Source organism: Actinosynnema sp. NPDC002837, from assembly GCF_040295345.1.
Classification (GTDB): Bacteria; Actinomycetota; Actinomycetes; order Mycobacteriales; family Pseudonocardiaceae; genus Actinosynnema.
In genome coordinates this window covers 1-24,104 of sequence record NZ_JBEOVG010000020.1, presented here as the reverse complement: position 1 = coordinate 24,104, position 24,104 = coordinate 1, and the positions used below count along the sequence as shown (strand labels likewise).

The window sequence follows — 24,104 nt, the reverse complement described above, 5'->3', positions numbered from 1 at the left end:
CCGCATCACCGCGAACACCCCGCGCACCTACCGCGCCCAGCGGTACCAGCCGAGCAACGGCGGCTGATCGCGCACCGGAGCCCGCCCCCGGCTCGCTGTCCGGGGGCGGGCTCCGTCGTGCGTGGCGGCTGCCCTCACCCTCCGCTCAGGACGCGCCTTCCCCGACCCGCTGCCGGTCGTCGAAGAGCAGGTCGCCGTCGAGCGCCACGAGGTCGAGCGGGTGCTCGTGGACGAAGGTCATGAAGTCCGGCAGGTCGTAGGCGTCGCCGACCGCCGCGGCGACCTTCCGCAGCATCGTCCGCTTGGCGTCGACTTCCGCGCTCGGAGGGACGTGCACCATGAACACCGGCCTCGCCGGTTCCGAGCCGAGGAGCCCGTTCTGGCTCACGTCGTCGAGCGCCCACTCCCGCACGAAGATCCGCGTGTCGTCGGGAAAGGGGTAGGCCTCGTGCACGGCTTCGTAGATCGCTCGCACCATGGCCCTCTTCCGGTCCGCGCCGACTCCGGTGGGCACGTCGAGGTATCCGACAGGCATGTCGTTCTCCGTTCGATCGGGTGAGCACGACGATGGGCGGTCGGTGAGACACCCCTGTGTCAGCGTTTCCGGCGGAACCCTCCGCGCGGACCGGTGTCGGTGGGCCCGGCTAGCGTCCGGGAGCATGAACCGCACGGATCGGCTCTACGCCATCGTGGAGGACCTGCGAGCGGTCGCGCCGCGCAGGCGCAGCGCCCCCGTGAGCTGGCCGCCCGCTACGAGGTGAGCACGCGCACCATCGCCCGCGACATCGACGCGCTGACGCAGGCGGGCGTGCCGATCTACGCCGACACCGGGCGGCGCGGCGGGTACGCGGTGGACAAGGCCATGACCCTGCCGCCGCTGAACTTCACGCCCGCCGAGGCGACCGCCGTCGCGGTGGCACTCGACCGCGCCGAGGGCACCCCGTTCGCCCAGGCGGCGCGCAGTGCGATCCACAAGATCGTCACCGCGATGTCGTCGCGTGACGCCGCCGGCGCACGCGACCTGGCCGACCGGGTCCAACTGCTCGATCGACCGGCGGACGAGCCGCCGCCGGTCCCCTCGGTGATCCAGGACGCCGTCGTCGAACGCCGGGTGCTGCGGCTCACCTACCTCGACCGCGACGGTGGCCGCACCGAGCGCGAGGTCGAGCCGGTGCGGTTCGCCACGGTGCGCGGGCGGTACTGGTACCTCGTCGGCTGGTGCCGGCTGCGACAGGCCGAGCGGGCGTTCCGCGTCGACCGGATCGTCGACGCCAGAACGACCGGCGAGCCCTCACCCGCGCACCGCCACGAGGACTTCGCGCTCCGGACGTGCGACCTCGTCGACCGCACCCCGGCACTCCCGTGAGTCGGGCGATCAGCCGTTCTCGAGCCCGGCGAGGAACCTCCGCCACGGTCCGAGCTCGAACGACAGCGTCGGCCCGGCCGGGTTCTTGGAGTCGCGCGTGGATACCCCGCCACCCAGCGGCGCGACCTCGACGCAGGATTCGCCTTCCGCGCTGTAGCTGCTCTTGCGCCAGGCCAAAGTCACCCGTACCTCCTCCGTCCCTGACAGTCGGCGATCTCAGCGATCAGCCCGACCGAGTCCTCAGGGCTCATGGCCACCGCGACCAGGTGTTCGAAGCTGTCCCGAAAGCGCTCGATGTCGGTGTCAGACTCCAAAAATATCTCACCTGCCTGGCTGTCGATGTAGACCAAGTCGGTGTCCAGTGGATCATCGAAGTCCAGGATGAGGAACTGACCCGGCATCCCGAGGTGAGCGCCCGCGCTGAACGGCACGACCTGGATCGTCGTGTTCGGAGCTGTGGCCGCTTCTCCCAAGCGGTCGAGCTGGGCCAGCATGACGTCCCGGCCTCCGACCTCGTGATGCAGCGCGGCCTCGTCGATGATCGCCCAGAGCTTGATCGGCCGCTCCTGCGTCAGGACCGCCTGTCGTTCCATCCGGGTGCGCACCCGGTCCTCGACTTTGTCCGGGGATGCCGAGTAGGAGATTCCGCGAACCACCGCACGGGTGTAGTCCTCGGTCTGAAGCAAGCCGGGGACGAACATCGCCGAGTAGTGGCGGATGCCGTGAGCCTCACGCTCGAAGCTGATGTAGGTCGTGTACTCCTCACGCAGGCTTTCGTGCCAGGGCTGGATCCACCCCTCACCGGCCGACTGCTTGTAGAGCGCCTTCAGCCGGATCTGTTCGTCCGTCGGCACTCCGTACAGCTTGAGCAGCATGTCGAAGGTCCGGTACTGGGGGCGGGACCGGGCCGTCTCGATGCGGTAGAGGGTGGTGGAGTGGAGCCCGGTCCGGTCTTCCACGTCCTCCCGGCGCAGGCCGGTGCTCTCGCGAAGTCGTCTGAGCTGTCCGGCCAACCGGCGCAACCTGATGGTCGGCGTGCTCTTCTTCGCGGCCACGACGTCCGGTCCTCCCTCGATGCTGCACGAGTGCTGCACGGCGAATGCAAGGCACCTCTTTGCGTTTTTTGCGTTCCACGCCGGAGGTCGGCAGCCTTGCGGGCAGTCACGGTATCGACGACGCAGCGTAACCACCACCGCCTGGACCGGTGGGGCGAGAGGAGCACCATGACCGAGCAGGAATTCACCGCGCTGGTGCACGAAGTGGCACAGGAGGAAGCGCCGAGGCTGTTCGCCATCGTGGAGGAGCACGGCGAGCGGGAGAGCGTCCGGGTGGCGGGCTACGGCGTCGCCTTCGAGGACCGGGCCGAGGTCAGCGCGGTGGAAGGCGGCTTCCGCCTCAGCTCCCGGAGCGCGGAGAACGCGCGCGTCCTGTTCGAGATCAGCTCGCGGTCGGCGGGCACCCGGCGCGCCCACCTGGTGTGGCTCGGCTAGGGGGCCGGGTGGCGCGGCCGCGCCACCCGGCTCCGTCAGGCGACTACTTCGACGGCACCTTCGGGAACTCCTGCGTCGGGCTCTCGTCCGGCGGCGGGTCCTGGGGGTTCTTCTGCTCGGCGTTCGCCATGGTCGTTCCTCTCGTCGGTGACACGGGTGGTCGCAGGGCGGTCGGGGTGGGGGATGACCAGGACCGTGACGTCGTCACGGCTGCCGCGCGCGCGGGTCGCGGCGACCAGCTCCTCGGCGCACCGCTGCGGGTCGTCGCCGTGCTCGAGGAGCAGGTCCCGGAACTCGTCGAGGGGCAGCTTGAGGCCGTCGGAGGCGAGGACCAGCAGCCGGGCCACCGCCTCGAAGCCCTCGACGCCGTAGATCGGGACGCGACCCAGGTTGTGGCGCAGCTTGTGGTCGTGGGCGGCGGCTTCGGCCTCGGGGACGCCTTGTTGCCGCATCTCCTCGCCGAGGGTGTGCGGGGTCGTGAAGCGGCGCAGGGTGCCGTCGTCCTTGAGGCCGTAGGCGGAGCTGTCGCCGGCGTAGGCGACGCGCCAGTACCCGCCCGCTCGCACCGAGGCCACGACGATCGCCCCGTTGGGCTCGGCGCTGTCGTCGTCATCCCCCTCGGCATAAGGGATCGCGGCCGTGACGATGCCGAGCACCGGGGTCTCCCGGGCGGCGACGCGGGCGGCGACGGAGGCGGCGACGCGGGCGAAGTGGGCGACCTCCGGTGTCGAGCCCGTCCCGTCCACCACCGCCGCCGCGAACGTGCCGCGGTGCCGGTGCAGGGCGTGGGCGTCGGCGTTGAGCGGGCGGTTCGGGCCCTGGGAGGTCGCCACTCCCGGTTGGACGTGCGCGCCGAGGTCGGCCGGGTCGGTCATGGTCGGATCTTCGCGCAGTCGTCGTCACCTGTGGGGGTAGACGCGCTACACGGTCGGGGGATTCCAACTCAGCGCGACGTATCCAGCGCGCACCGTGACGCTCCTGTACGGCAGGGGGTGAACGATGACCGACCTGCTGCACCGGCACGCACGACGGCGGGAGGTGCGTCCGCCATTGCGCCGGTCCCGCGACATCCAGGGCAACGTCCTGGCCGCGTTCAACAAAGACCACCAGTTGTTCCGGTTCGTCCGCTTCACCGACGACCGGCTCGGGCGCACGTGGCTCGCCGCCATGCTCGGGCACGTCAGCGCCACCGCCGACGTGGAGGCCTTCAACGAGGTCTTCTCCCTCGGCCGCACGATGTTCGGCGGCGACCCCGAAGGGCTGACCGCCACCTGGGCGACGGTGTCGCTCACGCCCGAGGGCCTGGTCGAGCTGAGCATCAACCCCGACGCGACGCGGGAAGACCTGCGGGAGCACTTCCCGCACACCGCCGAACAAGCGGCGCGGGCCAACGGCGACACCGGCGACTCGGCCCCGGACCACTGGCTGTTCGGCCGCGCGGACCAGCGGGTCCACGCCGTGGTCACGGTCGCGTCCGACGACCCGGACCGCCTGGCGGAGACCGAGCGCAACCTGGACGTGCTCGACACCCTGCTCGGCGTCGTGACGGTCCACGAGCAGCGCGCCGCCACGCTCCCCGGTGACCGGCGCGGGCGCGAGCACTTCGGTTACCGGCACGGCATCTCGCAGCCCGGCGTGCGCGGCTTCCACCACGAGGACCCCGAACGGCCGGGTCACCGCGCCGGCCGGCCGGGAACGCTCCTGGTGGACGCGGGCGAGTTCGTCTTCGGCCACCCGGCCGAGTCGGCCCGACCGCACGCCGCCGCCTGGCTGACCGACGGCTCGATCCAGGTGGTCCGCCGCCTCACCCAGGACGTGGCCGGCTGGCAGGACGCCGTCGAGCGGCACGGCCGGGGACCGGAGCTGATCGGCAGGCACCCGGACGGCCGCCCGCTCGCCACCAGCCTGGGCCACAACGACTTCGACTACTCCGACGACCCGGCGGGCACGGCGACGCCGTGCCCGGCCCACATCCGCAAGACGAACCCGAGGTCGTTCACGCACCGCACGCCCCGGGAGCACCGGATCCTGCGCCGGGGCATCCCGTTCGGCACCGGCCCCGCCGAACCCGGTGCGGCCGACGACGGCGAGCGCGGCCTGGTGTTCGTGGCCCACTGCACGTCGTTGGCGGAGCAGTTCGAGTACATCCAGCGGACGTGGGCGCGCAACCCGGACTTCGCGCCGGGCGAGCGCGGCGCGCCCACCGGGGTCGACGCCGTGATCGGCGGCGACTTCGTGCGGACCACCGGGGCCCTGTACGCGCTGACGCCGTCGGTCAGCACCCTCAGACTGCTCGCCGCGGGTCGCGAGCTGCCCCGTTAAGGGGTGACGGGCAGTCGGTCGTGGCCGCCGTCCACGACCGGCTCCCACCCCGTCGCGTGCCGCCGCACGAGGTCCGCCGCGACCGAGTCGAACGGCCGCGCCCACACCTCCTCGTTGAACACCTCGACCTCGACGTACCCGTCGTAGCCGGTCCCGGCGACGAGCGAGGTCAGCCCGACCAGGTCGATGTGCCCGTCACCGGGCAGGCCGCGGCCCAGCAGCACGTCGGCAGGCAGCGGCGTCACCCAGTCACACACCTGGTAGGAGTGGATGCGCGGGCCGGCCCGCCGCACGTCGGCCGCCAACGCCGGGTCCCACCACACGTGCAGGGCGTCCACGACGACGCCGACCACCGACGCGGGGTAGGGCGCGGCCAGCTCCAGCGCCTGGCCCAACGTCGACACGACGCCGCGGTCGGCGCAGAACACCGGGTGCATCGGCTCCACCGCCAACCGGACACCGGCCGCCTCCGCGTACGGCGCCAGCACTTCCAGCGCCGACGCGACGCGCCCCCGTGCCGCGACGAGGTCGCGGTCCGGCACGCCGCCGGGCACCAGCACCAGGCACCCCGCGCCCAGCGCGGCGGTCTCGTCGATCGCCCGCCGGTTGTCGTCCAGCCGCTGGTCGAACCCGGTGAAGAACCCGCCGCGGCACAGCGACGAGACCTCCAGCCCCGCCGACGCGACCAGCGCGGCCGTCCGCTCCAGCCCGTGCTCGGCCACCGGGTCGCGCCACAGCCCGACCGCGCCGATCCCGTGGCGCACGCACAGGTCGACCACCTCGGGCACGGACGCCCGCTTCACCGTGGCCTGGTTCAACGAGAGCCTCACGTCAGCACGTCCAGGAGTCGTCCCCACCGCCGGGCGGCGAGGTCCGGGTCGGGCAGCAGGCCGGCGAGGTCCGCCAGCCGCAACGCCTCGCCGAGGTGCACCACGTCCCGGGCCGACTGGAGGCCGCCGACCATGCCGAACGCGTCCTGGAACCCGCCGAGCCAGGCCAGGAACACCACACCGGTCTTGTAGTAGTACGTCGGCGCGCCGAAGACGTGCCGCGACAGCGCGACCGTCGGCTCCAGCACCTCGTCGTACCGGGCGCGGTCACCGGCGTCCAACGCCCGCAACGCGGTGGACGCGGCCGGCGCGATGGCGTCGAAGATCCCCAGCAGCGCGTCGCTGTGCCCGTGCCCGTCGCCCGCGATCAGCTCCGGGTAGTGGAAGTCGTCGCCGGTGTAGCAGCGCACGCCGGCCGGCAGCGCCCGCCGCAACCCGACCTCGTGCGAGGCGTCCAGCAGCGACACCTTCACGCCGTCGACCTTGTCCGGGTAGGCCTTGATCAGGTCCAGGAAGTGCCCGGTCGCCGTCGGCACGTCCGACGAGCCCCAGTAGCCCTCCAGCGCCGGGTCGAACGCCGTGCCGAGCCAGTGCAGGACCACCGGCTGGTCGACCTCCTCCAGCAGCGCGCCGTAGACCTTCTGGTAGTCCTCGGGCCCGCGCGCCTGCGCCGCCAGCTTGCGGCTGCACATCAGGATCGGCTGCGCGCCCGCCTCGACGACGGCCGCCAACTGCTCCCGGTACGCCGTCAACGGGTCCGCGGTGTCGTGGTCGGTGCCCACGCCTGCCGCCAGCCTCCCGGAGGCGATCGAGGCGCTGCGCCGGATCAGCTCCAGCGCCGTGTCCCAGTCCAGGCCCATGCCGCGCTGCGCGGTGTCCATGGCCTCGGCGACGCCGAAACCGTGCTCCCACAACCGCACGCGGTAGGCCAGGGTGGCGTCCCAGTCCAGCACGGCGGGCGCGCCGGGGCCGTTGCCGCCGAACGGGTCCGCGACCACGTGCGCCGCCGCGAACGCCACCCGCGAGGTGAACGCGCCGGTGTCCCACGCCCTCGGCGGGGACAGCTCGTGCTCGCGGAACGCGCCGTCCCGGCCGGGCAGCCGCACGGAGGTCATGCCGGCACCTCGATCCGGCGGCCGGTGCGGGAGGACTCCAGGCCCAGCGCGGCCAGCCGCACCGTGCGCACGCCGGAGTGGAAGTCGTGCGCGAACGGCGCGTCGACGGCGACGTGCCTGAGGAACTCGCCCCACTGCACCATGAACCCGTTGTCGAACACCTCGTTGTCCGGGACCTCCTGCCACAGCGACCGGAAGTCGATCGACGAGGGCACGTCCGGGTCCCACACCGGCTTGGGCGTGATCTCCCGCGACTGCACCTTGCAGTTGCGCAGCCCGGCCACCGCGCTGCCGTGCGTGCCGTCCACTTGGAACTCGACCAGCTCGTCGCGGTTGACCCGGGTCGCCCAGGACGAGTTCACCTGCGCCACCACGCCGCCGGTCATCTCGAAGATCGCGTACGCCGCGTCGTCGGCCGTCGCCGCGTACGGCGCGCCGTTCTCGTCCCACCTCGTCGGCACGTGCGTGACGGCCCGCGCGGTCACCGCCTCCACCGGGCCGAGCAGCCCTTCCAGCAGGTAGCTCCAGTGGCAGAACATGTCCACCACGATCCCGCCGCCGTCCTCGGCGCGGTAGTTCCACGACGGCCGCTGCGCCGCCTGCCAGTCGCCCTCGAACACCCAGTAGCCGAACTCGCCGCGCACGGACAGCACGCGGCCGAAGAAGCCGCCGTCCAGCAGGCGCTTGAGCTTGCGGATGCCGGGCAGGTAGAGCTTGTCGGCCACCACCCCGTGCTTCACGCCCGCCGCGTCGGCGTGCCGGGCCAGCTCCAGCACCTCCTCGGGCGTGGCCGCGACCGGCTTCTCGCTGTAGACGTGCTTGCCCGCGTCGATCGCCGCGGTGAGCGAGGCGGCATGCGCGGACGTGACCTGGCCCTCGAAGTAGACCGACACGTCCGGGTCGCCGAGCGCCGCGTCGAGGTCGGTGGTCCAGCGCGGGAGGTCGTGCCGCTCGGCGATCTCCTTCAGCTTCGCGGAGTTGCGGCCGACCAGCAGCGGCTCGGGGACCAGCACGTCGTCACCGACCCGGATCCCGCCGCGCTCGCGGAGGGCCAGGATCGACCGGACGAGGTGCTGCCGGTACCCCATCCGCCCCGTGACCCCGTTCAACGCGACGCCGATCGTGCGCACCGCCATGCGTACACCCCGCTCAAGTTCGTGGAAAGCGCTTTCCAACACGCTACGGTCGGCTCCTCGCGGACGTCAACCTCCCGGTGGGATCGGCGACGGTCCGCGAGGGGCGTCCCGCGTGCTCCCCCGACCTCAGCCCCGGAGGCCGAGGTGGAGGCCGCCACTGGCGTCGAGGACCTGGCCGGTGATCCACCGCGCGTCGTCGGAGGCGAGGAAGGCGACGACGTCGGCCACGTCCTCCGCCCGACCGAGGCGGTCGAGCGCGGTCTGGCCGGTGATGAACTCCGTGAGCCCAGGGGCGTCGAAGACGGCCCCGTTCACGTCGGTCCGAGTGGCGCCGGGAGCGACCGCGTTGACCGTGATCCCGCGGGTGCCGAGGGCGCCGGCCAGGGTGAGGGTCATCGTCTCCAGGGCGCCCTTGCCCATGGCGAAGGACGTCTGGCCGGGGTTGGCCACCCTGGTGGCGACCGAGGTCAGGGTGATGATCCGGCCGCCGTCGCGCAGCAGCGGCAGCGCCCGCTGGACGAGGAAGTACGGCGCCTTGACGTTGACCGCGAAGAGGTGGTCGAACCGCTCGGGGGTGTCCGTCGCGATCGGACCGGCCGGCGGCGCGGCGGCGTTGTTGACCAGGATGTCCAGCCCCCGCCCGGCCAGCCCGCTTTCCAGGCCGGCCATCAGGGTGTCGACATCGCCTTCCACGCCCAGCTCCGCCCGGACCGCGAAGGCGCGCCCACCGGCCGCCTCGATCGCGGCGACCGTCTCCTCCGCCGCCGACTCGCCGCTGCCGTAGTGCACGGCGACGTCCGCGCCGTCGGCGGCGAGGCGTCGGGCGATGGCCCGCCCGATGCCACGCGACGCCCCGGTCACCAGCGCGGTCCTGCCTGCCAGCCTGCCCATGCCCACTCCTGAATGTTAGTTACTCCCTAGTTGGTAGTTACTACCATAACGGTATCGTCTCCCGCATGAACGGGCCGAACCTGCGCGAACGCCGGCGGGCGGAGACCCGACGCCTGATCCAGTCGCGGGCCATGCGGCTGTTCGTCGAGCACGGCTACGACGCGACCACCGTCACCGACGTCGCGCGGGCGTCCGGCGTCTCGCCGATGACCGTCTACCGGCACTTCCCGACCAAGGAAGACCTGGTGCTCCACGACCGGTACGACGACCTCCTCGCGGAGCGGGTCGCGGCCCGGCCGGCCGACGAGCCCGTCGTGCTCCGGATCGGGCGGACCCTGGTGGACGCGACCCGCTCCCTCGTCGGACCCGCCGAGGGCGCCCCGTCGGCGGAACGCGACCTGCTCCTCGCCCGCCTCCGGCTGATGGTCGACACGCCCGCCCTGCGCGCCCGCCACCTGGACAGCCAGTACGCCACGCAGAAGGCCGTCGTCGACGCGGTGCTCGGCGACACGCCGGACCCGGAGGCGGAGTTCCGCGCGCAGGCCGCGGCGGGCGCCTGCCTGGCCGCCCTGCACGTCGCCCTGGTGCGGTGGGCCCGGGAGGACGGCCGCCCGGACCTGCCCGGCCTGATCGCCGCCGCGCTCGCCGCCGCGTTCGACGACGACTTCGGCTGACCGCCCACCGGTCGGCCCCGAGCGCCCACCGGGGGCCCGACCTGGCGAACTCCCGCCCGCCCCGCCCGGCGAAACGGCTAGTCTCGCCCGACCAGGAACGCGAAGGAGGCGGCGTTGACGTCGCGGCAGGTCACGCTGGCGGAAGTGGCGAAGCACGCGGGCGTGTCGCTCGCCACCGCGTCACGCGTGCTCAACGGCAGCACCCGGCAGGTCAGCGAAGAGCTGCGCGAACGCGTGCTCGGCACCGCGCGCAGGCTCGGCTACCTGCCCAACGCCTCGGCGCAGGCGCTGGCCCGCAACTCCAGCGTGCTGGTGGGCCTGGTCGTGCACGACATCGCCGACCCCTACTTCTCCAGCATCGCCGCCGGTGTGACGAGGATCGCCGAGGACGCCGGGCTGGTCGTCGTGCTCGGCACGACCGGCCGCGACCCGCGCCGCGAGGTGGAGCTGGTCAACACGCTGCGCGCGCACCGGGCCCGTGCCCTGGTGATCGCGGGCAGCCGCACCACCGACCGGTCGGCGTCACGGCTGCTGGCCGAGGAGATCACCGCGTTCACCGCGCAGGGCGGCCGGGTGGCGTGCGTCTCCCAGGCCAAGCTCGGCACGGACACGGTGGTGCCCGCGAACCGCTCCGGCGCCCGTGCGCTGGCGCGCAAGCTGGCCGCGCTCGGCCACCGCCGGTTCGCCGTGCTGGCCGGGCCGCCGGACCTGCTGGTGGCGCGCGACCGGCTGGCCGGGTTCAAGGCGGGACTGGCCGACGAAGGGCTGGAGCTGCCCGACGCCAACGTGATCGCGAGCGGTTTCACCCGGGACGGCGGGCACGCGGCCGTGGCCGACCTGATCGCCGCGCGCACCGGCGCGACCTGCGTGTTCGCCGTGAACGACGTGATGGCGCTCGGCGCGATGGCGGGCTTGCGCGAACACGGCCTGCGGGTGCCGGAGGACGTCTCGGTCGCCGGGTTCGACGACATCCCCACCCTGCGCGACCTGGTGCCGGCGCTGAGCACCGTGCGCCTGCCGCTGGAGGAGATGGGCGAACGGGCGGCACGGCTGGTGCTCGACGACGTGGTGGCCTCCCCGCGCACGGTCCGGGTCGCCGGCGAGGTCGTGCTCCGGGCGTCGACTTCGCAACCCAGCGGTATCGGACTGCGCTGACCGGTGATTACGCTCTATTCTGGACTCCGTTCGACCACCCCTCACGAGGAGTGATCCCTTCCGTGCGCGACGCGCAGTCACCGGGCTGCAGTACCGAGCCGGGTCCGATACCCGGCTGCCAGCCCCGCCCCGCCCACCACCGGTGGGTCCGATGACCATCCTGTTCAGCCTGCTCGGCCTCGGCGCCGTCGTGCTCCTCACCGTCGGCACGTTCATCGCGGTCGCCGCCGAGTTCTCCCTGACCGCCCTGGAGCGCAGCACGGTCGAGGCGCACGTCGCCCAAGTGGGTGACGCCAAGGCGCGGACCGTGGAGAAGGCGCACCGGTCGCTGTCCTTCCAGCTCTCCGGCTCGCAGCTGGCGATCACCATCACCACGCTGATCACCGGCTACATCGCCGAACCCGCCATCGCGCAGCTCATCTCCCCCGCGCTGACCGGCGCCGGCGTGCCCGCGTCGGTGGCCGGGCCGATCGCGTTGACGCTGGCGCTGGCGCTGGCCACGTCGCTGTCGATGGTGTTCGGCGAGCTGGTGCCGAAGAACCTCGCCATCGCCAAGCCGCTGGCGACCGCACGTGCCGTCGCGGGCGTGCAGGCCGGGTTCTCCGCGGTGTTCAAGTGGCTGATCACCCTGCTGAACGGCACCGCGAACTGGCTGGTGCGCAGGCTCGGCGTCGAGCCCGCGGAGGAGCTGGCCTCGGCCCGCTCGCCGCAGGAGCTGGGCGCGCTGATCCGCTCCAGCGCCGAGCAGGGCACCATCGACCCGAGCACCGCGACCCTGCTGGACCGCTCGCTGCGGTTCGGCGACCGCACGGCGGAGGAGCTGATGACGCCGCGCGTGCGGGTCGAGTCGCTGCGCTCGGACGCGACCGTGCTCGACCTGGTCGCCAAGGCGCGGGAGACGGGGTTCTCCCGGTTCCCGGTCTACACCGGCGACCTGGACGAGGTGCGCGGGATCGTGCACGTCAAGCAGGCGTTCGGCGTGCCCCGCTCGCAGCGGGCGACCACGCCGGTGTCGGCGCTGACCAGGCCGGTGCAGACGGTGCCCGCCACCTTGGAGGGCGACGCGCTGCTGGACCGGCTGCGCGCCTCCGGGCTGCAGACGGCGCTGGTCGTCGACGAGTACGGCGGCACGGCGGGCCTGGTCACCCTGGAGGACCTGGTCGAGGAGATCGTCGGCGACGTGCGGGACGAGCACGACCGGCGGGAGACCTCGCCGGTGCGGCGGCTCGGCGGCGAGGCGTGGCTGGTGTCCGGGCTGCTGCGCGACGACGAGATCGCCGAGGCGACCGGGTTCCGGATGCCCGAGGGCGACTACGAGACCGTCGCGGGCCTGGTGCTGGCCACCCTGGGCCGGATCCCCGACGCGGGTGACGAGATCCGGGTGGACGACTGGCGGATCACCGTGGTGCAGATGGACCGGCACCGGATCGCCGAGCTGAGGGTGGCCCGGGTCGACCCGGCGACCTCCGACCACTCGGGGGTGTCGCGATGATCGTGCTGGTGATCATGCTGCTGCTGGCGGGCAACGCGTTCTTCGTCGGCGCCGAGTTCGCCATCATCACCGCCCGGCGGGACCGGCTGGAGGCGTTGGCCGACACGGGCAGCAGCCGGGCGCGCACGGTGATCAAGGCCGGCCGCGAGCTGCCGCTGCTGATCGCGGGCGCGCAGCTGGGCATCACGCTGTGCTCGCTCGGCCTGGGCGCGCTGGGCGAGCCGGCGGTGGCGGCGCTGCTGGAGGCGCCGTTCCACGGCGTCGGCATCCCGGACGCGGTGCGGCACGGCGTGGCGTTCGCGCTGGCGCTGATCATCGTGGTGGCGCTGCACACCGTGCTGGGCGAGATGGTGCCGAAGAACCTGGCCATCGCGGGTCCCGAGCGCACCGCGCTGCTGCTGGTGCCCGCGCACTACTGGTTCTGCCGGCTGGTCGCGCCGCTGCTGCGCGGGTTCACCGTGGTGTCGACGGCGGTGCTGAAGCTGGTCGGCGTGACGCCGAGGGACGAGCTGGAGTCGGCCTACACGCGCGACGAGCTGGCCCTGCTGATCGGGCAGTCGCGGCAGGAGGGCCTGCTGGAGGACTCCGAGCACCGGCGGCTGACGCAGACGCTGTCGTCGGCCGAGCGGACCGTGGCCGACGTGCTGGTGCCGCTGGACCGGATCACGTCGGTGCCGTCGCGGCCGACCATGGAGGAGGTGGAGGCCGCCGTGTCGGCCACCGGCTTCTCGCGGTTCCCGGTGCGCGAGGACGACCGGCTGATCGGCTACCTGCACGTGAAGGACGTGCTGGACCTGGCGCACGCCGACCCGTCGACGCGGGTGCCGCCGGGCCGGGTCCGCGGCCTGCCGCGGGTGCCGGTGGACGCGAGCCTGGACGACGCGGTGGCGGCGCTGCGGCGCTCGCAGAGCCACCTGGCGCAGGCCGTGTCGGCCGACGGCGTCGTGCGCGGCCTGGTGGCGTTGGAGGACCTGGTCGAGGAGTACGTCGGCACCGTCCGCGACGGCACGCACGTCCGCCGCGAGCTGTGACGGGGTGGCGCGGGTGCCGTGATTCCGGCCCCGCGCCACGCCCGTCCGCCTAAGGTTCTCGCCGTGATCAACGACCGCTTCGAGATCGTCGACGCGACCACCCGCATGGCGTGGTTCGCCGACCGCCGCGACTGGGACGCCCTGCTCACCGTGTTCGCCGACGAGGTGGACCTCGACTACACCAGCCTCACCGGCGGCGAGCCCGCCCGGCTCGCGGCCGCCGACGTCGTCGCCGGGTGGCGCGCCGGGCTCGGCGGCCTCGACGCGACGCAGCACCTGGTGTCCAACCACCTGGTCGACGTCGACGGCGACCGGGCCGTGGTGACCGCCCAGTTCCAGGCCGTGCACGTGCTGGCGAACCCGCACGGCGACCCGACCTGGACCCTGGGCGGCCACTACCGCTTCGGCCTCGTGCGCGCCGACGGCGGCTGGCGCATCGACGCGATCACCATGACCACGACGTGGGCCACGGGCAATCAGCACATCATGACGCTGGCCTCACAGCGGGCAAGCTGACGTACTCGCGCTCCTCCGGCAGTTCCGCCAACGGCGGCACGCTGACCAACTCGAGGTCCTGGTCGGCGGCGCGGTCGAGGGCCGTCACGATCCACGCCTCGAAGTCGGCGTTGGCGGCCATCGCGGCCCGCCGCCACCGGTCCACCGCGTCGCTGCCCGGGTTGACCCGCGGCATCACCACCCGCTCGGACCTCGCGCCCGGGTCGCGGCTCTCCCGCAACGCCCGCCGCAGCGCCGTGCGCGACCAGCCTTCCCGCTGGGCTCGGTCGAGCCACTCGTCCTGCTCGGCCGGCGGCAGCGCGGCCACCTCGGCGTGGTGCTGGAACGGCAGGCCCTGACGACGCCGTGACGGCTCGAACTTCCGCGCGATCCACGCGTAGTTGCGCAGCGTCTGGTAGTCCAGCCCCACGGCCTCGACCGCCCGGCGGTACCTGTCCGTGTACTTGTCCTGCCCGAAGACCAGCCAGTCACCCAGGTACCAGGCCGACGAGCTGGCGATGCGGGAGATCCGCTGACCCGCCTGCTCCCACGTCTCGAACGTGACGTCCCGAGGGAACGCCAGCCCCACCGGCGTGGTGAGGATCCGGCCTTCGACCGCGCCGCCGGGACGACGGCGCTGCACTGCGTTCACCTTGTCCACTTGCTCCCCCTGATCAGCTTATGGGTGTTCTTGTTACTCCAGGGGGCCTCACACACCGGTCAACTTCCGCTCACACCGTGAACCCGATCGGGCCGGGCGGCGGATAACGGGTGACCGCCCTTCACCGGGAACCAGCCGGAAAGGCCACCATGACACCCACCGACGCCGAGATCATCGACCGGTCGCGGCACGAGCCGGACGCCTTCGCGGCGATCTTCGACCGGCACGCGCCGCACATCCGGCGGTACCTCGAGCGCAGGCTCGGCGCGCAGGTCGCGGACGACCTCGTGGCCGAGACGTTCCTGACCGCGTTCGACAAGCGGCAGCGCTACGACCCGGCCAGACCGGACGCCCGGCCGTGGCTGTACGGCATCGCGACCAACCTCGTCGGACAGCACCGCAGGCACGAGGCGCGCCGTTACCGGGAGCGTTCGGCGGACCTCGCCGAGCACGACCACTCGGACCGCGTCGCCGCCGAGGTGACCGCGTGGGCCGTGCGGTCGCGGCTGGCGGGCGCGCTGGACGGGCTGTCCGCCGAGGACCGCGACGTGCTGCTGCTCGTGGCGTGGGAACAGCTGGGCTACGAGGAGGTCGCGGCGGCGCTGACGATCCCCGTCGGCACGGTGCGGTCCCGCTTGCACCGGGCCCGGCGCAAGGTCAGGGAGGCGTTGGGCGGGCGGAACCCCACCGAGGTCGAGGAGTTGCTGAACAATGGATGACCTGCAGCTTTTGCGCGAACTGGGCGACGAGACGCCGTTGCCGGACGAGGCGGCGCTGGCGCCCGCGCGGGCGGCGTTGCTGGCCGGCATCGCCGAACGGGGCACGGTGCGGCTGCGCAAGCGCCGGTCCAGGTACTCGCTGGTCGGCGCGTCGGCGATCGGCCTGGCGGCGGCCGTGGCGGCGACGATCACGCTGCTGCCCTCCGGTCAGCCCGCGCCGGGTGGCCAGGCGTTGACCACGTCCACGACGTCCCCGGTGGCCGAGCCGGTGACCGACCCCGTGCGGCTGCTGGCGTTCGCCGCCAGGGCGGCCCGCGCCGATCCGTCCGCGCCGCCCCGCCCGGACCAGTTCGTGTACACGCGCAGCGAGGCGGGCCCGGAGCCGGCCCGGGAGATCTGGCTGTCGGTCGACGGCACCCACGACGGCCTGCTCAAGCACCCCGACGGCACGACGTCCCGGTTCCCGGGGTGCGTGAACGGGCAGCAGGAGGTCTTCAAGGATCCTGCCGTGGTGCTCGGCACGGAGCCGTGCGAGCCGCGCCCGGCGTACCGGTCCGACCTGCCGACCGACGTGGACGGGATGCTGGCCTACCTCGACGCGAACGCCAGCGGCGAGCCGGGCAGCGTCAACGCGCGCGGCAAGGACGTCCTCGGCCTGATCAACGAGTCGCTCCTGCCGCCGTTGAGCAGGGCGGCGCTGTACGAGGCGGCGGCTCGCGTGCCGGGGCTGACGGTGGTGGCGGACGCTCGTGACGCGGCGGGTCGGCCGGGGGTCGGCATCACGTGGCCCGTGCCGCCGGGTTCGTCGCCGAAGGCCAAGCCGGTGGTGATCGTGTTCGACGCGAAGACCTACGAGCTGCTCGGCACGAACTTCCACGCCATCACCGCGCGGGCAGTGGTGGACCAGGTGGGGCAGCTGCCGTGACCCCGCGGGTGGGACCGGTCCGCCGGGGCGCGCCCGGTCCCACCCGACTACGGTTGGTCACGTGGATCCGCGTGAGGATGACGACGAGGACGACTTCGACCCCGATGAGGACGAGGACGGGTTCGACGACGATGACGTCGAGGACGAGGACGACCTGTTCGGCGTGACCTCGGAACCCCGCACCATCTGCCACCTGTGCGGCGGGGCGGGGTTCATCGCCAACCCGACCTCCGCCGTGATCGGGGGCACCCCGCGAACCGTCGACAACGGCCGCGAGTGCCCACACTGCGTGGGCGCCCGCAAATTCCCAGGCCTGATCCCCCCGCTCTAACCGACCGCCTCAAATTGTCAGACCTCGCCGGCAAAATAAAAACAGGGGTCCCCTTGCCGGGGACGCCTGCGCAGCCCACCCAACACCAGCCCCAGGCACCGTCCACTGACACGCCCTTCCCCAAAAGGAAGGGCTTCGTGTCATCCCGCCGACCTGGCTCCGCCCTACCGCGCGTGTCAAGGGGGGCGCTGTTCACCGATGCCCGCACTGTCCACTGATGTCGCCCCCCTTGATACGTGTGGTAGCCCGTAGGGAGGTCGGTGGGATGACACGAAACCCGACCCACAACGGACCCGCCGCCGAACTACCCACCGGCCCGTCATCCTGCTGATCTGCCCGTCCGGCGAGGACTCTTTCCCTTTCCGATTCCCTTTCCGACCACGCAACGTGCCGCTCCCGCACTGAGCGGAGTCATCTCGCCGTCCGGAACACGACCTAGGCGTGACCGACTTCCTGCCCCTTCCCCTTCCCCTTCCCCTTCCCCTGCCCCTGATCTTCACCGCTCTTCACCTCACCCGCCGCCACCAACTCCGCCTCCCTGAACGCCCTCGGCGAGAGGCCGCGCCACGCGGTGATCAGGGCGCCGACCTGGATCACCGCGGCCATCACCCACACCGCGCGCAACCCGAACCCCGCGGCGACGAAACCGCCCGCCAGCGCGCCCAGCGGCGTCAGTCCCCACGCCAGCGCACGATGGCTGGTGAGCACCCGCCCGAGCAGCGCGGACGGCGTGAAGAGCTGCCGGCTGGACTGCGAGCAGACGTTCCACACCATCACGATCGCCGACTGCACGAACATCACCGCCCCGATCGCCCACGCCCACGGCGGCAGCACGACGAACAGCGCGACGGTCACCACCATCCCGACCTGGGCGAGCCGCATCGACCACGCGTACCCGAGCCGGTGCACCACCCGGGCGACCACGAACGACGACGCCACCCACCCGGCCGCCATCGCCGCCTGCATCACGCCGTAGCCGACCGCGCCGAGCCCCAGCAACTCCTTGGCGTACAGCACGAACATCGACATCGTGGCGCTCGCCGCGAACGACCCGAGCGCCACCGCCACCGTGATCGACAACAGCAGCCGCGTGCGGACCAGGAACCTCAACCCCTCACCGATGTCACGCAACGGGTGCTTCTTCGCCGACGCTTCCCCCGCCCCCGCCCCCGCCCCCGCCCCCGACACCGTCCCCGCCCCGGACACCGCCCCCGACACCCGAGCCGAACGCAGCCCCCGGACCAGCAACAACGCCACCACAGCGGCCACGACGGCGACCCAAGCGGGCGTGCCGAGGCCGAACGCCACCAGGAAACCCGCCACCGGCGGCACGGCGAACTGCACCACGCCCCGGTCGATCACGATCAGCCGCGTGTTCGCCGCCGCCAACCGCCCCTGCTCCACCACCTCGGGCACCAACGCGCCCGTCGTGCCGTCACCGAGCACCTGCGCCGACGTCACCACGAACGCCACGACCACCAGCAGCGGCAGGCTCAACGCGTCCGTCACGCCCGCCACCGCGATCGACAGCGCCGCGCACCCCTGCACCGCGTACGCCCACGTCAGCATGGCGCTGCGCCGCACCCGGTCGATCAGCACGCCCGCCACCAGCGAGAACAACAGCCACGGCGACTGGCCGACCACGTTGACCAGCGACAGCTGCCGCGGGTCGGACGTGATCGTCGCCGCGATCCACGGCAACACCGACAACATCAGGCCTTCGGCCACCGAACCGGACACCACGACGGCCTGCAGCCGCACCCACCCCCTGGACATGGTCCACACCCTGCCAACATGTGCCGACAACGCCAGTCCTTTTAGCGTGTAGTGCACCCATGCAAAAAACGCCACCGAATCGCGCGGACCAAACACCGCCTGCTCAACTTCACCTGAGACCAGTCCCGCCCAGCAGCCCACCGCCAGGTCCCACCGACCCGCACCGAACGTGAGTCGATCTCGTCACGCACCGGGCTCGGACCGACCCCCGCCCGACCCGAAGTACCCTGTCATCTCGTGGGGGTCGTTTTGTCGCAATCGGAGTGGACCGCGCGCCGTGACGCGCACGCGGCCCGGATGAGGCGCTGGACCGGGCCGCACCACGAGCGCAAGGCCGCCGGCCGCAAGCACCCGGTGCTGGACTTCCTGTTCTCCTACTACTCGCACCGCCCGTCACGGCTGGAGCGCTGGCACCCCGGCCCCGGCGTGGTCCTCGAAGGCGACGCCGCCCTCGCCTACCTGAAGTGGCCCGTCTACCGGCGCACCACCGACGGCGTGACGCTGGACGTCGAGGCGTTCGCACGGGAACGGGCCAACACGATCGAGTTCGCCGGCCGCCTGCTCACCGCGACCGCCGGCCGCGCGCCCCGGCTCGGCTGCTTCGGGCTGCACGAGTGGGCGATGGTCTACCGGCAGCGGCCGGAGCAGGTGCGGCACGACGCGTGGCCGTTGCGGCTGGGCAGCGAGGGCACCGACCGGGTGGTCGAGTCGCACCGGGTGCAGTGCGGGCACTTCGACGCGTTCCGCTTCTTCACCCCGGACGCACGGCCGCGCAACGCGGTGCAGCCGACCCGCGAGACGCAGGTCGAACTGGAGCAGCCGGGCTGCCTGCACGCGAACATGGACCTGTTCAAGTGGGCCTACAAGCTCGACCCGGCCACGCCGTCGGAGCTGGTCGCGGACTGCTTCGAGCTGGCCGTGCGGATCCGCGAGCTGGACATGCGGGCCAGCCCGTACGACCTGGCCGACCTCGGCTACGAGCCGGTGCCGATCGAGACCGCCGAGGGCCGCGCCGAGTACGTCCGGCGGCAGAGCGCGTTCGCCGAGGCCGCCGCGCCGCTGAGGGCCAGGCTGATCGAGCTGAGCCGCGTGCTCGCGACGGCGGCCGTCGCCGCTCGATGACCTGGAGTAACTTCACCCGATCCGCAGACGTCACCTGTTAGCGTGACGCCGGTCGGGATTCGCCAGCCGTATCCGGTCGGACGCTGAGAGGGAAGACGATGTCTCGACACCGCGCGCTGCGGACGAAGGTGCGGCGCGGCATCGCGACGTGGCCCGTGGCCATCGTCGGCTTGGTGGTCCTCATCGTGCTCGGGTGGCTCGGCTGGAACTGGGTCGGCGGGCTGGTGGAACGCCGTGCCGCGGCCCAGGCGGGCGACTGCCACGAGGGCCAGGCGCTGCTCCGGGTCTCCTCGACGCCCAGCGTCGCCGAGGCGGTCAAGCAGGTCGCCGAGGCGTGGAGCAGGCAGCGGCCCGTCGTCTACGACCACTGCATCGAGATCGAGGTGCAGTCGATCGACTCCGAGGTCGTGCTGCACGGCCTCACCCAGGGCTGGGACACCGCCAAGATCGGCGAACGGCCGCACGCGTGGGTCACCGACTCGATGCTGTGGGCCAACCGCCTCGCCGCGCAGAACGCCGCCCTGCTCGGCGCGGTTCCCGAGTCGATCGCGGCCAGCCCCGTGCTGCTCGCCCTGCCCCAGGACGCGGCGCAGGCGGTGCAGTCCGGCTCCGGGTTCCGCTGGACCGACCTGCCCGACCTCGCGGGCGCGGCGGACGGCTGGGGCCGGTTCGGCCACCCCGAGTGGGGCCGGTTCACCGTCGCCATGCCCGACCCGACCGCGAGCACGGCGACCGCGATGGCCGTGCAGGCGGCGCTGGCGGGCGCGAGCCCCGAGGGCAAGGGCCCCGTCACCACCGAGATGCTGGCGCTGGAACCGGTGAAGAGCACGATGAGCCGGCTGTCGGCGTCCAAGCCCGAGCACACGCCCGCGAGCACGTGGGAGGCGTTGAAGGCGCTGTCCGACGGCGACGCGGTGAACGCGGCCGGGTACAGCGCGGTGCCGGTGTTCGAGGTGGACCTGTACCGGCACAACACCGGCAAGGACAGCGGCACGGCGCCGTCGCAGCCCCTGTACGGGGTGGCGGCGGGCGGGCCGACGCCGATCGCGGACTTCCCGTTCGTGCCGCTGGCCGGCGACTGGGTCGGCGAGGCCCAGGTGCGCGCGGCCCAGGCGTTCCGGGAGTTCCTGCGCGAGCCGGACCAGCAGAAGATCCTGGCGGGCGCGGGCCTGCGGGTCGAGGCGACCACCGAGCGGCCCAAGCCGTCGCCCGGCATCCGCTGGGCCGCCGTCACCGACACGCTCACCTCCGCCGACGCCAACACGACGCAGCAGATCTCGGCCGCGTGGGCGACCGCCGACAACGGCCAGGTCGTCACCGTGCTGGTGGACACGTCGAAGTCGATGGAGGAGCCGGGCGGCGAGGGCCGCAGCCGGATGGACTGGGTGAAGCAGGCGCTGTCCGGGCAGGTCAACCGGTCGGTGTCCGGGTCGCTCGGGCTGTGGGAGTTCTCCCGGCAGCTCGACGGCGACAAGCCGTACCGGCAGCTCGTCGCCACCGGACCGGTCGCCACCCAGCGGCAGGCGCTGCTGGACGGCGTCGCCGAGCTGGAGCCCCGCAGCGCCACGCAGCTCTACACCAGCGTGCTCGCGCTGTACGAGCGGGTGCTGGCCGACTACCAGGACGGCAAGCGCAACCGGATCGTGGTGCTCACCGACGGCGTGAACGACGGCGGGCTGACGTTCGAGGAGCTGACGTCGCGGCTCGCGTCGCTCAAGCAGCCGGGCAAGGACATCGCGATCAGCGTCATCGCGCTCGGTCCCGACCCGGAACGCGCGCCGCTGTCGGAGCTGGCCCGGTCCACCGGCGGCACGCTGTCGGTGGTCGAGGACGGCCGCGGCGTGGACGCCGCCCTCGGCCAGCTCCTCTCGGCCGACTGATCTCCGCCGACTGATCTCCGCCGACTGATCGCGGCCGACTGATCGCGGCCGAAGCGGCTGGGCCGGCCTCGACGGCTGCTCACGGCGACCGGGACCACGCGCCTCGGCACTCGAACGGCCGCAGCCGTCGCCGCGGTGACCCCATTTCCGCGAACGACGGCTGCGGCGCGTGGCGACATCGCGTCGAATTGCGCCGATCGACGGACCTGACCGCGCCATTCGACCTGTTAAATTCACACCAGACGCATTTCCGATCTTTCCCGGAATCGGATCACCCCTGGCCGGTGGCCGTAATCTGATCGTTTCCGCGCTGATCAATCGCGGTCCGACCCGGTTGATCGGCGCCCAATGGTCTCGTAACTTCGAGTGCTTCGACGTCCCTGCACAACGTCGAGATCCCTGCACACGAAAGGACGAACAAGGTGAGGAAACTCTTCTTGGCGCCTGCCCTGCTGGCGCTGGTGCTCGCCGTTCTCGTGGCGCCGAGCTCGCAAAGCGCGTTCACCGTGGAAGGGCACGGCACCAGTGCCGTGGAATTGGCGGCGGCGCCTGCCGAGGTGCTGTCCGAAGGTCCCACGGCGGCGGCGTGGCCCGTGCCGAACCCCCGGACGTACCGCATCCTCAGCTCCTGCTCGCCGTACGCGTCGGCGATCCGCACCGGCGCGCGGGCGTGGAGCGGGCTGACCGAGAGCTCCAGCGGCACCCCGGTCGAGTGCCGCAACGGCTACATCACCGACTGCGGCGGCGGCAGTCGGGTGGTCGGCTGCAACTGGGGCGCGGGCCAGCGGATCGCGCTCTACATGGGCGGCGTGAACGACGACGCCCTCCTGGCCGCCCACGAGTTCGGCCACAACTGGTACGGCCACTCGTCCTACCAGTGCGCCGGCTGGGGCAGCGCCGCGCAGGTGATGGCGCCGGCCATCTGCAACTACAGCAACGCCACGACGATCGATTGACCCGGAAGGCGCGTCCCCGCCGGGGCGCGCCTCCCTCCCGGTCAGCACCCGCCAGCGCCCTCCAACGCCCGTCAACGCCCGCCAGCGCCCGCCAGCGCCCGTCAACGCCGATCAGCAACCACCAGCGCCGGCCGGCGACCGTCAGCGCTGGTAGACGGCGGCCATCGCCGCGATCCGGGCGATGACGCGTTCGCGCAGCTCCGGCGGCTCCACCACGTCCACCTCGGGCCCGAGGCGCAGCAGGTCCACCAGCGCGTGGTCCAGCGACTCGACCGGCACCCGGACGGTCGTCCACTCCCCCTCCGGTTCCACGCCCTCCAACTCCCGGGCGGCGACGAGGCCGAGCAGGACCCGGGCGCCGCGCAGCCCGTCCGGCGTCATCCGGACCGTGACCCGCATCGGGTACATCCGCTCCTCGAACCGCTCCGACCAGCCGGCCCAGTACTCGACCAGGTCGAACCCCTCGGGCCGGTCGAACGGCTCGTCCAGCGCGGTCAGCTCCAGCACCCGCGAGACCCGGTACGTGCGCAGGCCGTCCGTCCGGGCGACGAGGTACCAGGTGCCGGCCTTGAGCACGAGCCCGAGCGGCTCGACCGTCCGCTCCACCTCGACCCCCGCCCACCGCACGTACCGGATCCGCAGCCGCCGCTGCTGCCACACCGCCTCCGCGATCTCGGCCACGTGCGGCGTCCCCTCGTTGCCGCGGAACCAGCCGGGCGCGTCCAGGTGGAACCTCTCCCGGACCCGCGACGCCCGCGACCGCAGCTCCGGCGGGAGCGCGGCGAGCACCTTGAGCTGCGCCGCCGCCACCACCGCGCCCAACCCGAGTTCCGCCGCCGGGCCGGGCATACCCGCCAGGAACAGCGAGTCGGCCTCCTCGGTGGTCAACCCCGTCAGCCGGGTGCGGTACCCGTCGACCAGCCGGTAGCCACCCGCCGGCCCGCGGTCGGCGTACACGGGCACGCCGGACGCGCCGAGCGCCTCCACGTCGCGGTACACGGTGCGGACCGAGACCTCCAGCTCGTCCGCCAGCTCCTGCGCCGTCATCCGGCCGCGCGACTGGAGCAGGAGGAGCAGGGACAGCAACCGACTGGCGCGCATCGGACCATCCTGACAGGAACTGTCAGGTACGTCCGGCAGGCTCCACCCCATGACCACACACGCCACCGCACGCGCGGAGATGAAGAGCTGGGACGAGCACACGTGGGACGGCAAGCGCTACGACGAGGTCACCGGCCCGAAGCAGACGGTCGGCGGCATGACGGCCACCTACACCGGTGACCTGGAAGCCGTGGGCGACCTGCGCTTCGTCATGTCGTACCCGGACGACGACTCCTGCGCCTCGACCGGCTACGAGGTCGTCACCGGGGCCCTGAACGGCCGCACCGGCAGCTTCGTCCTGCACCACGTCGGCGGCTTCCACGACGGCGTGGCGGACGCCACCGTCACCATCACCTCCGCCACCGGCGAGCTGGCGGGCCTCACCGGCACGGGCCGGATCACGTGGGCCCAAGGCGAGCCGGGACGGTTCGAACTGGACTACGAGCTCGCCTGATCGTCGACGTCCGGAAACCCGATCGGGTGACAGTGCGTAATCACTCGACTGGTCCGCGCGACCTCGTGGGTGAGGGGTTCGTCGTGGCGCCCTGCGACAGCCCGCTGCGCGTGCGACCGGCTGAGCCACGACGGTGCCGCACGGGGGCAGACGTTAGAGGCACCCACCGACAGAATCGGGGC

At 72.5% G+C, this 24,104-nt stretch carries 26 protein-coding genes; 15 read left to right on the top strand and 11 right to left on the bottom strand.

Annotated elements, in window-relative coordinates:
- Nucleotides 1-145 precede the first annotated feature (145 nt).
- Nucleotides 146-535 (bottom strand): tautomerase family protein, encoded by a 390-nt coding sequence (locus ABTZ99_RS16940; RefSeq protein WP_499612129.1) that lies wholly within the window; start codon nt 533-535, stop codon nt 146-148.
- Nucleotides 536-757: 222 nt separating this feature from the next.
- On the opposite strand from ABTZ99_RS16940, the gene ABTZ99_RS16935 reads away from it, so the two are divergent.
- Nucleotides 758-1,366: a helix-turn-helix transcriptional regulator gene (locus ABTZ99_RS16935; protein WP_499612127.1), complete on the top strand. Its 609-nt coding sequence runs from the start codon at nt 758-760 to the stop codon at nt 1,364-1,366.
- A gap of 9 nt (nt 1,367-1,375) precedes the next feature.
- Here the strand turns inward: ABTZ99_RS16935 and ABTZ99_RS16930 are convergent, their stop codons facing one another.
- Together ABTZ99_RS16930 and ABTZ99_RS16925 are read right to left on the bottom strand one after the other, a co-directional pair.
- Nucleotides 1,376-1,549: a DUF397 domain-containing protein gene (locus ABTZ99_RS16930; RefSeq protein WP_499612125.1), complete on the bottom strand. Its 174-nt coding sequence runs from the start codon at nt 1,547-1,549 to the stop codon at nt 1,376-1,378.
- Complete coding sequence (locus ABTZ99_RS16925; RefSeq protein ID WP_499612123.1) at nt 1,546-2,421, bottom strand: helix-turn-helix domain-containing protein; 876 nt, start codon at nt 2,419-2,421, stop codon at nt 1,546-1,548. The genes ABTZ99_RS16930 and ABTZ99_RS16925 overlap by 4 nt, the downstream gene beginning before the upstream one ends.
- Nucleotides 2,422-2,589: 168 nt before the next feature.
- Between ABTZ99_RS16925 and ABTZ99_RS16920 the strand changes: the two genes are divergently transcribed.
- Nucleotides 2,590-2,856 carry a hypothetical protein gene (locus ABTZ99_RS16920; protein WP_498776876.1) on the top strand — a complete coding sequence of 89 codons (267 nt, stop codon included), beginning with the start codon at nt 2,590-2,592 and terminating at the stop codon, nt 2,854-2,856.
- Between the two features lie 35 nt (nt 2,857-2,891).
- Here the strand turns inward: ABTZ99_RS16920 and ABTZ99_RS16915 are convergent, their stop codons facing one another.
- Nucleotides 2,892-3,731 (bottom strand): PP2C family protein-serine/threonine phosphatase, encoded by an 840-nt coding sequence (locus ABTZ99_RS16915; RefSeq protein ID WP_499612121.1) that lies wholly within the window; start codon nt 3,729-3,731, stop codon nt 2,892-2,894.
- Nucleotides 3,732-3,855: 124 nt separating this feature from the next.
- On the opposite strand from ABTZ99_RS16915, the gene ABTZ99_RS16910 reads away from it, so the two are divergent.
- Nucleotides 3,856-5,178: a Dyp-type peroxidase gene (locus ABTZ99_RS16910; protein WP_499612120.1), complete on the top strand. Its 1,323-nt coding sequence runs from the start codon at nt 3,856-3,858 to the stop codon at nt 5,176-5,178.
- On the opposite strand, the gene ABTZ99_RS16905 is transcribed toward ABTZ99_RS16910, so the two are convergent.
- From ABTZ99_RS16905 to ABTZ99_RS16890, 4 genes are all read right to left on the bottom strand, one after another.
- A complete protein-coding gene (locus tag ABTZ99_RS16905) occupies nt 5,175-6,008 on the bottom strand; it encodes a sugar phosphate isomerase/epimerase family protein (protein ID WP_499612118.1) in 834 nt (277 codons plus the stop codon). The genes ABTZ99_RS16910 and ABTZ99_RS16905 overlap by 4 nt on opposite strands.
- Nucleotides 6,005-7,123, bottom strand: a complete 1,119-nt coding sequence (locus ABTZ99_RS16900; protein WP_499612116.1) for a dihydrodipicolinate synthase family protein — start codon at nt 7,121-7,123, stop codon at nt 6,005-6,007. Before ABTZ99_RS16900 ends, ABTZ99_RS16905 begins: the two co-directional genes overlap by 4 nt.
- On the bottom strand, nt 7,120-8,259 hold the full coding sequence (locus tag ABTZ99_RS16895) for a Gfo/Idh/MocA family protein (RefSeq protein WP_498776866.1): 1,140 nt from the start codon (nt 8,257-8,259) through the stop codon (nt 7,120-7,122). Before ABTZ99_RS16895 ends, ABTZ99_RS16900 begins: the two co-directional genes overlap by 4 nt.
- A gap of 126 nt (nt 8,260-8,385) precedes the next feature.
- The gene (locus tag ABTZ99_RS16890; RefSeq protein WP_499612114.1) at nt 8,386-9,150 is read right to left on the bottom strand and encodes an SDR family oxidoreductase; all 765 of its coding nucleotides are present in this window, start codon (nt 9,148-9,150) and stop codon (nt 8,386-8,388) included.
- Between the two features lie 65 nt (nt 9,151-9,215).
- Between ABTZ99_RS16890 and ABTZ99_RS16885 the strand changes: the two genes are divergently transcribed.
- The 5 genes from ABTZ99_RS16885 to ABTZ99_RS16865 all read left to right on the top strand — a co-directional run bounded on the left by ABTZ99_RS16885 (nt 9,216) and on the right by ABTZ99_RS16865 (nt 14,018).
- Entirely contained in the window at nt 9,216-9,824 is a 609-nt protein-coding gene (locus ABTZ99_RS16885) for a TetR/AcrR family transcriptional regulator (RefSeq protein ID WP_499612112.1), read from the top strand.
- A gap of 114 nt (nt 9,825-9,938) precedes the next feature.
- A complete protein-coding gene (locus tag ABTZ99_RS16880) occupies nt 9,939-10,979 on the top strand; it encodes a LacI family DNA-binding transcriptional regulator (protein WP_498776860.1) in 1,041 nt (346 codons plus the stop codon).
- Between the two features lie 151 nt (nt 10,980-11,130).
- Complete coding sequence (locus ABTZ99_RS16875) at nt 11,131-12,471, top strand: hemolysin family protein (protein ID WP_499612110.1); 1,341 nt, start codon at nt 11,131-11,133, stop codon at nt 12,469-12,471.
- Entirely contained in the window at nt 12,468-13,502 is a 1,035-nt protein-coding gene (locus ABTZ99_RS16870) for a hemolysin family protein (RefSeq protein WP_498776856.1), read from the top strand. Before ABTZ99_RS16875 ends, ABTZ99_RS16870 begins: the two co-directional genes overlap by 4 nt.
- A gap of 63 nt (nt 13,503-13,565) precedes the next feature.
- A complete protein-coding gene (locus ABTZ99_RS16865; protein WP_499612108.1) occupies nt 13,566-14,018 on the top strand; it encodes a nuclear transport factor 2 family protein in 453 nt (150 codons plus the stop codon).
- Here the strand turns inward: ABTZ99_RS16865 and ABTZ99_RS16860 are convergent.
- Nucleotides 13,987-14,649, bottom strand: a complete 663-nt coding sequence (locus ABTZ99_RS16860; protein ID WP_498776852.1) for an LmbU family transcriptional regulator — start codon at nt 14,647-14,649, stop codon at nt 13,987-13,989. The two genes, ABTZ99_RS16865 and ABTZ99_RS16860, sit on opposite strands and share 32 nt — an antisense overlap.
- 158 nt (nt 14,650-14,807) lie before the next feature.
- Here ABTZ99_RS16860 and ABTZ99_RS16855 point away from each other — a divergent pair, with 158 nt between their 5' ends.
- From ABTZ99_RS16855 to ABTZ99_RS16845, 3 genes are all read left to right on the top strand, one after another.
- Nucleotides 14,808-15,377, top strand: coding sequence for an RNA polymerase sigma factor (locus ABTZ99_RS16855; RefSeq protein ID WP_499612106.1), 570 nt, complete (start codon nt 14,808-14,810; stop codon nt 15,375-15,377).
- Nucleotides 15,370-16,302 carry a CU044_5270 family protein gene (locus ABTZ99_RS16850; protein WP_498776848.1) on the top strand — a complete coding sequence of 311 codons (933 nt, stop codon included), beginning with the start codon at nt 15,370-15,372 and terminating at the stop codon, nt 16,300-16,302. The genes ABTZ99_RS16855 and ABTZ99_RS16850 overlap by 8 nt, the downstream gene beginning before the upstream one ends.
- A gap of 61 nt (nt 16,303-16,363) precedes the next feature.
- Entirely contained in the window at nt 16,364-16,633 is a 270-nt protein-coding gene (locus tag ABTZ99_RS16845; protein WP_498776846.1) for a hypothetical protein, read from the top strand.
- Between the two features lie 435 nt (nt 16,634-17,068).
- On the opposite strand, the gene ABTZ99_RS16840 is transcribed toward ABTZ99_RS16845, so the two are convergent.
- Nucleotides 17,069-18,409, bottom strand: a complete 1,341-nt coding sequence (locus tag ABTZ99_RS16840) for an MFS transporter (protein WP_499612104.1) — start codon at nt 18,407-18,409, stop codon at nt 17,069-17,071.
- 297 nt (nt 18,410-18,706) lie between these two features.
- Between ABTZ99_RS16840 and ABTZ99_RS16835 the strand changes: the two genes are divergently transcribed.
- From ABTZ99_RS16835 to ABTZ99_RS16825, 3 genes are all read left to right on the top strand, one after another.
- On the top strand, nt 18,707-19,531 hold the full coding sequence (locus ABTZ99_RS16835) for a 3-methyladenine DNA glycosylase (protein WP_498783927.1): 825 nt from the start codon (nt 18,707-18,709) through the stop codon (nt 19,529-19,531).
- Between the two features lie 98 nt (nt 19,532-19,629).
- Nucleotides 19,630-21,411, top strand: a complete 1,782-nt coding sequence (locus ABTZ99_RS16830; protein WP_498783923.1) for a substrate-binding domain-containing protein — start codon at nt 19,630-19,632, stop codon at nt 21,409-21,411.
- 422 nt (nt 21,412-21,833) lie between these two features.
- Nucleotides 21,834-22,367: a hypothetical protein gene (locus tag ABTZ99_RS16825; RefSeq protein ID WP_498783921.1), complete on the top strand. Its 534-nt coding sequence runs from the start codon at nt 21,834-21,836 to the stop codon at nt 22,365-22,367.
- Between the two features lie 141 nt (nt 22,368-22,508).
- Here the strand turns inward: ABTZ99_RS16825 and ABTZ99_RS16820 are convergent, their stop codons facing one another.
- Nucleotides 22,509-23,468: a helix-turn-helix transcriptional regulator gene (locus tag ABTZ99_RS16820; RefSeq protein ID WP_498783920.1), complete on the bottom strand. Its 960-nt coding sequence runs from the start codon at nt 23,466-23,468 to the stop codon at nt 22,509-22,511.
- A 49-nt stretch (nt 23,469-23,517) separates the two neighbouring features.
- Here ABTZ99_RS16820 and ABTZ99_RS16815 point away from each other — a divergent pair, with 49 nt between their 5' ends.
- Nucleotides 23,518-23,922 (top strand): DUF3224 domain-containing protein, encoded by a 405-nt coding sequence (locus ABTZ99_RS16815; protein ID WP_499612101.1) that lies wholly within the window; start codon nt 23,518-23,520, stop codon nt 23,920-23,922.
- The last annotated feature ends 182 nt before the right edge of the window (nt 23,923-24,104 follow it).